The following is a 484-nucleotide window of genomic DNA, read 5'->3' as shown; positions in this document are numbered from 1 at the left end:
CTGATAGAAGATATTAGCCTGCAAACGCGATTACTCTCGTTCAACGCTGCGGTGGAAGCTGCCCATGCTGGAGAGGAAGGGAAGGGTTTCGGCGTTGTTGCGGATGAAATCCGATCACTCGCGCATCGCTCGGCGGAAGCCGCACAGGTTATCGCTGAGCTCGTGACCCAGTCCCGGGAGACCATGAAGACAGGCGTCGCACTTACTGAGAAAGTTGCAAGTGGCATGGAAAGCATAACATGTCAGGTTGCGAGCGTGAACAATTTCATTCGTAGTATTGAAGATACAACCAAAAACCAAGCCCGTAGTATTGGCGAAATCAACAAAAACATAAAATCTATTGAGGACGTTGCTGGCAATAATATGTGTATGACCGATGATGTTAATAGAAATTGCCTCGACCTTGACCAGCAAGTCGCCTCATTGAACGAATTCCTCAAACGGTATGCTCTTTAAAGCTATTTTGGAAATTGAACGTGAAGGG

General features: G+C 47.3%; 1 protein-coding gene. It reads left to right on the top strand.

Annotation, left to right across the window (positions count from 1 at the left end; genetic code table 11):
• Positions 1 to 456 (top strand): methyl-accepting chemotaxis protein (locus P792_RS35375; protein ID WP_235075552.1); only part of this gene is annotated, 456 nt, incomplete at its 5' end.
• Between the last annotated feature and the right edge of the window lie 28 nt (positions 457 to 484).

Source organism: Asaia sp. SF2.1, assembly GCF_000505765.1.
Lineage (GTDB): Bacteria > Pseudomonadota > Alphaproteobacteria > Acetobacterales > Acetobacteraceae > Asaia > Asaia bogorensis.
This window is presented reverse-complemented; position numbering and strand designations above follow the sequence as displayed.